Annotated in this window: 4 protein-coding genes; all 4 read left to right on the top strand. The window is 70.8% G+C overall.

All coding sequences use genetic code 11. From position 1 onward, the window contains the following. The coding region (locus AB0I15_RS60490; protein WP_358118390.1) for a glycosyl hydrolase family 28 protein at nucleotides 1-1,744 on the top strand (1,744 nt) is incomplete at its 5' end. Next, on the top strand, nucleotides 1,741-3,783 hold the full coding sequence (locus AB0I15_RS60485; protein ID WP_358118389.1) for a glycosyl hydrolase family 28 protein: 2,043 nt from the start codon (nucleotides 1,741-1,743) through the stop codon (nucleotides 3,781-3,783). The genes AB0I15_RS60490 and AB0I15_RS60485, both read left to right, overlap by 4 nt. A 13-nt stretch (nucleotides 3,784-3,796) precedes the next feature. After that, nucleotides 3,797-5,938, top strand: a complete 2,142-nt coding sequence (locus AB0I15_RS60480) for a discoidin domain-containing protein (protein WP_358118388.1) — start codon at nucleotides 3,797-3,799, stop codon at nucleotides 5,936-5,938. Then, on the top strand, nucleotides 5,935-7,665 hold the full coding sequence (locus tag AB0I15_RS60475; RefSeq protein WP_358118387.1) for an alpha-galactosidase: 1,731 nt from the start codon (nucleotides 5,935-5,937) through the stop codon (nucleotides 7,663-7,665). Before AB0I15_RS60480 ends, AB0I15_RS60475 begins: the two co-directional genes overlap by 4 nt. The last annotated feature ends 1 nt before the right edge of the window (nucleotide 7,666 follow it).

The following is a 7,666-nucleotide window of genomic DNA, read 5'->3' as shown; positions in this document are numbered from 1 at the left end:
GGCCGTCCCGGACGAACCGGCGGCGGCCGGCGGCGGCCTCTCCCCCTCCACGGGCACGGCCGCGGCCTCGCCCTGGGACGAGGTGCCGTCGATCCTGGCCAGGATCGTCCCGCCGGTGTTCCCCGACCGCACGTTCGACATCACCGATCACGGCGCCGTCGGGAACAACAGCACCGACTGCACCGCCGCGTTCCGCGACGCGATCGCCGCCTGCAACGCCGCCGGCGGCGGCCGGGTGCTGGTGCCGGCGGGCACGTTCCGCACCGGCAAGATCCACCTGCTGTCGAACGTGAACCTGCACGTGACCGGCACCATCCGGTTCCGCACCGACCCGGGCTCCTACCTGCCGGCCGTGTTCACCCGATGGGAGGGCATCGAGTGCTACAACTACTCGCCCTTCATCTACGCCAACGGCAGGACGAACCTCGCGATCACCGGCACGGGGACCATCGACGGCAACGCCCCGGCGGGCGACTGGTCGTCCTGGGGCGGCGGGGGAGACGACCGCGACCAGCTCCGCGAGTGGGGCGCGGCCGACCACCCGGTCGAGCAGCGCCAGTTCGGGGCCGGGCACCGGCTGCGGCCCAACATGATCGGCCTGTACGGCTGCGCGAACATCCTGGTCGAGGGCGTCAACCTGCGTAACCCCGCCATGTGGACCCTGCACCCGGTCTACTGCCAGAACGTCACGGTCAGGAACGTCACCTTCTACAGCACCAACTCCCAGGGCGACGGCTGCAACCCCGATTCCTGCACCGACGTGCTCATCACCGGCTGCAGGTTCGACACCAACGACGACTGCGTTCCCATCAAGTCCGGCCGGGACCGGGACGGCAGGAGGGTGAACCGGCCGTCCCAGAACATCGTGGTCCGCGACTGCAGGTTCTCCGGCCGCTGGGGCGGCGTCACCGTCGGATCGGAGATGTCGGGCGGCGTCAGGAAGGTGTTCGCCGAGGACTGCGTGTGCAACGCGGCCGACTTCCCCGGCCGCTACCCCGTCAAGTACGCCCTGTACGTCAAGACGAGCTTCAACCGCGGCGGCTACGTCGAGGACGTGCACCTGCGCCGCATCACCGGCCGCAACCTCGAGCGCGACGCCCTCTACATCACCATGAACTACGAAACGTCAGGCAACATCCCGCCGACGGTCCGGAACTTCACCGTCGACGGCATGACCATCGCGGGCGGGCGCTCGGCGTACGCGATCGACGGCCGGAGCGCCAGGCACATCCAGAACGTGACGATCACCAACAGCACCTTCACCGGCATGACCAATGCCGGAAATACCGCCACCTATGTTGATGATCTCCGGCTGACCAACGTGTTCCACAACGGCCGGGACATCTCCACCCAGCCCTCGACCGGGATCCGCTACGAGGCCGAGGACGCCACGATCTCCCAGGGCGCCGTGGAGTCCAACCACGCGGGCCACTCCGGCACGGGGTTCGTCAACAGCGACAACGTGGCGGGCGCGTACGTCGAGTTCGCCTTCGACCGGCCGTCGGCCGGATCGCGCTCGCTCCTGGTCCGCTACGCCAACGGCACCACGGCCGACCGCCCCTTCGACGTGATCGTCAACGGCGGCTCGGCCGGGATCCAGAGCGCACCCGGCAGCGGCGCCTGGACCACGTGGGTCTCGGCCGTCCGGGCCGTCCCGACCGTCGCGGGCCGCAACACGGTCCGGCTCACCGCCACCACCGCGGGCGGCCTGCCCAACCTCGACTACGTGGAGGTCCAGCCATGACCGCCGCCCGTTCAGCCGCCCGTTCAGCCGCCCGTTCAGCCGCCCGTCTCGCCGCCTGGGCGTTCGCGCTGACCCTCGCCGCACCCGCCGCCGCCGTGCCGACGGCCGCGCTCGCCGCGCGGGCGGCGGAGTTCAACGTCCGCGACCACGGCGCCACCGGCAACGGCTCCACCAACGACGACGACGCCATCGACCGGGCCATCAACGCGGCCAGCGCGGCGAACGGCGGCATCGTCGTCTTCCCCTCGGGCACCTACCGCGCCCGCACCATCCACCTCAAGAGCAACGTCACGATCCGGCTCGACGCCGGCGCCACGGTACGGGCCGCGAGCAGCGGCATGGACACCCCCGAGTCCAACGCGTACGACGACTACCAGGACTTCGGCCACAGCCACTTCAACAACTCGCTGTTCGTCGGCCGCGGCGTCAGCAACGTGCACTTCGCCGGATCGGGCACCATCGACGGCGACGGCAACCTGTCCACCAGCAACTCGCCGCCGTCCGGCGCCGCGAACAAGGCCATCGCACTCACCGAGTGCGCCGACGTCAGCATCACCGGCATCTCCATCCGCCGTGGCGGCCACTTCATGGCCCTGCTCAACGGCTGCCACGACGTCCTGATCGACGACCTGCGGACCTACTACGCCGAGAACGGCGTCCGCGACGGCATCAACCTGATCAACAGCTGGAACGTCACCCTCCAGAACAGCCGCATCGAATCCAGCGACGACGCCATCGCGCTGAAGAGCGACTACGCCCTCGGCCACACCTACACCAGCCAGAACATCCGGGTCAGGAACACCACGGTCTACTCCCACGAGAACAACGCCCTGCAGTTCGGCTCGGAGACCTGCGGGAGCTTCCGCGACATCCGCTTCGACGACATCACCGTGCTGGGCGGCGGCAAGGCCGGGATCGGCATGGTGTCCATGGACGGCGCGATCATCGAGGACGTCCACTACACGAACATCTCGCTGACCAGGACCACGACGCCCATCTTCATGAAGATCGGCGAACGCCGCCGCTGCCCCGGCTCACCACCCGCCGGCCGGATCAGGGACATCCACCTCACCAACGTCACCGGCACCGACCTGACCGCGCCCGAACCGTCGGGCACCACCGGCGGGCCCGAACTCACCAGCACCATCACCGGCACGCCCGCGGTCGACATCGGCCCCGGCATCACGCTCGACAACGTCCGGCTGACCGTCCCCGGCGACCATCCCGCCTCCGACGCCGACCGCGTGCCGGGCGAGTTCCTGACGACGTATCCGCCGCGCGACTACGGCACCCGCCCGGCCTTCGGCATCTGGGCCCGCCACGTGCGGGGCCTGACCGTCGGCAACGGCTCGGCCGTGCGCTTCGACGACAACGACAACCGGCCGGCGTTCATCGTGGACGACGGCTCGGACGTCCGGCTCGACGTGAGCGCCCAGCGCGGCTCCGGCAGCGCGTACGACGTGGGCGTCAGCGGCGTCACCGGCTACACCGTGACCGGCGCGAACACCTCCGGCGGCGCGCTGCGCGTGCGGGCCACCAACTCCACGCCGACCCCCGGCGACCCCGTCACCCTGTACGGCGAGGCCGAGTCGGGCGCGGTCACGGAGCCGATGCGGACCCTGGCCGACCCGGCCGCGTCCGGCGGCTCCTACGTCAGCGTTGCCCCCGGCAACGACAGCAAGTCGTCCGCGCCCGCCACCGGCCACGCCACCCTGTCCTTCGCCCTTCCCCGGCCGGGCACGTTCAGGGTGTGGGCCAGGGTGATCGCCGCCAACGACGGCGACGACTCCTTCTGGGTCCGCTCCGACGGCGGCACCTGGACCAACTGGAACGGCATCCCGCTCGGCACGAGCTGGCACTGGGCGCAACTCCCTGTCACCTACACCCTCGGCGCGGGCAGCCACACCGTCGCCTTCGCCTACCGCGAGGACGGCGCCCGCCTGGACCGGGTGGCCCTGTCCAGCGACCCGGCGTTCACCCCCTCCGACGGCCCCTCCGGCGGCTTGCCCGCCGTCCCCCTCGCCGTCACCGGCTCCTAAGAGGAGGCCGCACATGTCCCGTGCGCCCCGCACCGCCCTGCTCGCCGCACTCATGCTCGTCCTCGGCCTGCTGGTCGCCGCCCCCGCGCGGGCCGACCTGCAGCACCCCCGCCAGGCGTTCCTGCGCGCCTCCCTCGGAGGGCTGTTCCTGCACTGGGGCATGCGCACCTCGCCCGCGCACACCGGCTGCGGCGCCTGGGAGAACGCCGTCACCAGCGGCGGCTGGAACCCGGCCTACTGGGTCGACGAGGCCAGGAAACTGCACGTCCAGTACATCGTGCTGGCCACCTTCCACAGCCGCCTCGGCTACGCCCGGCCCTACCCGTCGGCCGTCCCCGGCTCCTGCCGCACCGGCAGGGACCTGCTCGGCGAGCTCATCGAGGCCGCCGACGCGCAGGGCCTGAAGGTCATCCACTACATGACCGACGACCCGCAGTGGTGGAACGAGGGGCTCGGCTCCGGCCAGTCGTGGCTCGACTCCGACGCCTTCTCCGACTACGTCGGCCACGACGTCGACCTGCACACCCGCGACGGCTTCGGCGAGTTCAGCTACCTGCAGTTCTTCGAGCAGATGCGGCGCTACCCGAAGCTGGCCGGGTTCTGGATCGACAACGACAACGCCTACTGGGAGCGCAACGACCTCTACGCCAAGATCCACCAGGAGCGTCCCGACATGACGCTCAGCAACAACAACGAAGACACCCCCGAGATGGACATGATCAGCAACGAGCAGAAGACGGGGATGACGCCGAACTACGACTACCCGCAGGCGGTCTACACGGCGGCGCCCCGGCTCATCGAGGCCGACTTCAAGCTCCCCACCAGCGGCCCCTGGTGGTACGGCGGCTCCGACCAGGCCGTCGACCGCAAGCTGACCCTCGGCCGGCTGATCACCAACGCGGGCTCGTCCATCAAGGCGCTGATGGCCGAGACACCGATGAAGGCCGGGCGCATGCCGCCCGCGCAGGAGGCGTTCAACACCTTCGCGAACGGCTACCTCGGCGCGATCGGCGAGTCCCTCATCGGCACGGAGGGCGGCGGCTACATGTACGGCGGCCTCAAACCGGGCTTCTGGAACAACGGCGCCCACGGCGTGACCACCATCGCCAAGAACGACCCGAACCGGCACTACGTCCACGTGATCACGCCGCCCTCCGGCGGCACGCTGTCGCTGCGGGACAACGGCCACCGGATCACCTCGGTGACCAACCTGCGCACCGGCGCGCCGGTGACCTTCACCCAGGCCGGCGGCACGCTGACGCTGACCGGGATCTCGTCGTGGGACCCGTACGACACCGTGTTCAAGGTCGTCTCGGCCGGCCGCGAAGGCGCCTACACGGGCGTCACCCTGTCCGCCTCCGCGTCCGCGAGCGGTCACCCCGCCGCGCACGCCGGTGACGGCGACCACCTCACCTACTGGGACGCCACGTCGGCCGGCACGGTGTCGCTCCGCTTCGACCTCGGCTCGGCCCGGCCGATCCGCTTCATCGGCCTCAACCAGCGCGAGGACTCCACCACCTACCCGGCGTCGAACTCGGCCCGCGTCAACGGCTACCGCGTCTACGTCAGCGACGACGGCAGCGACTGGGGCAGCCCGATCAAGACGGGAAACCTGCCCAACCACCGCGGCGTGCAGATCATCGACGTGCCCGCCACCACCGCCAGGCACGTGCGCCTGGAGAAGACCAGCAGCCACGGCGTCGCCCGGCTGCGGGTGGAGGAGGCGTGGGTCGGCGGCCGGTACGCCGGCGGCGGCGGCGCGGGCACCCGCCTCGAGGCCGAGGACGCGACGATCTCGCAGGGCGCGGTCGAGTCCAACCACGCCGGGTTCTCCGGGGCCGGCTTCGTCAACGGTGACAACGTCGCCGGATCGTACGTGGAGTGGACCATCCCGGCGACGGCGGCGGGAACCGCGACCGTCACGTTGCGGTACGCCAACGGCACCACCACCGGCCGCCCCGCGGCCGTCACCGTGAACGGCGGCGCCGCCCAGACCCGCGACTACCCGGGCACCGGCGCCTGGACCACCTGGGCCACCGACACCTTCACCGTCCCGCTCACCGCCGGCTCCACCACCTTGCGGGTGACCGCCACGACCGCGGGTGGCAACCCGAACCTCGACTACCTCGACGTCACGACGGGAGGCCTCTCATGAGAGCCGTTCTGGCGGCCCTGCTGCTCGCGTGCACCTGCCTGACCGTGCCGGCGGCCGTCTCCGCCGACTCCGCCGTCTCCGCCGACCCCACGGTCTCCTTCTCGGACAACGGGCTGTCGATCCGGCCCGCGATGGGCTGGAGCAGTTGGAGCTTCGTCCGCCGCTGGCCCGACGAGGCCAAGATGAGGGCGCAGGCGGACGCGCTGGTCAGCAGCGGCCTGGCCGCCAAGGGCTACGTCCACGTCAACCTCGACGACTTCTTCCAGAAGTGCGACGCCAACGGGTTCGTCGTCGACTCCTTCGGCCGGTGGGCGGTGGACACGGCCAAGTTCCCGTCCGGGATCAAGGCACTGGCCGACTACGTGCACGCCAAGGGGCTGAAGTTCGGGTTCTACGTCACGCCCGGCATCGCCAGGAACGCCGTGACGGCCAACCGCCCGATCGAGGGGACGTCGTACCACGCGCAGGACATCGCCGACACGACCCAGACGCACAAGAACTACAACTGCAAGAACATGTACCGGCTCGACCACGCGCACCCGGGCACGCAGGCGTTCATCAACTCGTGGGCGAACCAGATGGCGTCCTGGGGCGTGGACTACCTCAAGATCGACGGCGTGGACGCGACCACGGTCGCCGACGTGGAGGCGTGGGACCGGGCGCTGCGCCAGACGGGCCGGCCGATCAACTTCGCGCTGTCCAACAACCTGCCGATCGCCCAGGCCGCCACCTGGCGCCGGCTGGCCAACAGCTGGCGCACCCAGGGCGACGTCGAGTGCTACTGCGGCCCGGGACCGAACGGCAGCGGCTTCCCGCTGACGGACTGGGCGCACGTGGTGAGCCGGTTCAACTCGGCCGCGTCGTGGCAGCAGTACGCCGGCCCCGGCGGGTGGAACGACTACGACTCGCTGCAGATCGGCAACGGCGACCAGGTCGGGCTCACCGCCGACCAGCGCCGCTCGCACATGACGCACTGGGCGATGGCCGCCTCCCCGCTGCTGCTCGGCACCGACCTGACCGCGCTCACCTCCGTGGACCTGGCGATCCTGCGCAACGACCGGCTCATCGCCGTCAACCAGGACGGCGTGGCCGCGCAGCGGATCGTCAACAGCGGCGTCAACCAGGTGTGGCGCAAGCGGGAGGCGAACGGTGACTACGTCATCGCCCTCTACAACACCGGCACGTCGGGCAACTCCACGGTGAGCGTCACCTGGTCACAGGCCGGCTTCACCGGCCCGGCCGCGGTCACGAACCTGTGGTCGGGCGCCTCGGAGGGCACCGTGACCTCCTCCTACAGCGCCACCCTCCGCCCCGGCGAGACCCGTCTCATCCGCGCCCGGCCGAACGTCCAGCGGTACGAGGCGGAGGGCGCGACGATCTCCCAGGGCACCGTCGACTCCAACCACGCCGGCTTCTCCGGCACCGGCTTCGTCAACTACACGAACGTGACGGGCTCGTACGTCGAGTTCACGGTGAACGCGACCGCGGCCGGGACCGCCACCCTCACCCTCCGCCACGCCAACGGCACCACCGCCGACCGCCCGATGACGATCACCACCGGAGACACCACGCTGACCCTGGGCTTCCCCGGCACCGGCGCCTGGACCACGTGGGCGAACGCGACGTTCACCCTCCCGCTGACGGCCGGCGCGAACACCGTCCGCGCCACCGCCACCACCGACGGCGGCGGCCCCAACGTCGACTACCTCGACGTCACCCCGCCCTGAC

Origin of the sequence: Nonomuraea sp. NPDC050643, assembly GCF_040654715.1 — a bacterium.
Classification (GTDB): domain Bacteria; phylum Actinomycetota; class Actinomycetes; order Streptosporangiales; family Streptosporangiaceae; genus Nonomuraea.
This window is presented reverse-complemented; position numbering and strand designations above follow the sequence as displayed.

Coding starts and splice junctions, on each gene's coding strand:
- AB0I15_RS60485 (WP_358118389.1), top strand. CDS start 1,741: ATGACCGCCGCCCGTTCAGCCGCCCGTTCAGCCGCCCGTTCAGCCGCC.
- AB0I15_RS60480 (WP_358118388.1), top strand. CDS start 3,797: ATGTCCCGTGCGCCCCGCACCGCCCTGCTCGCCGCACTCATGCTCGTC.
- AB0I15_RS60475 (WP_358118387.1), top strand. CDS start 5,935: ATGAGAGCCGTTCTGGCGGCCCTGCTGCTCGCGTGCACCTGCCTGACC.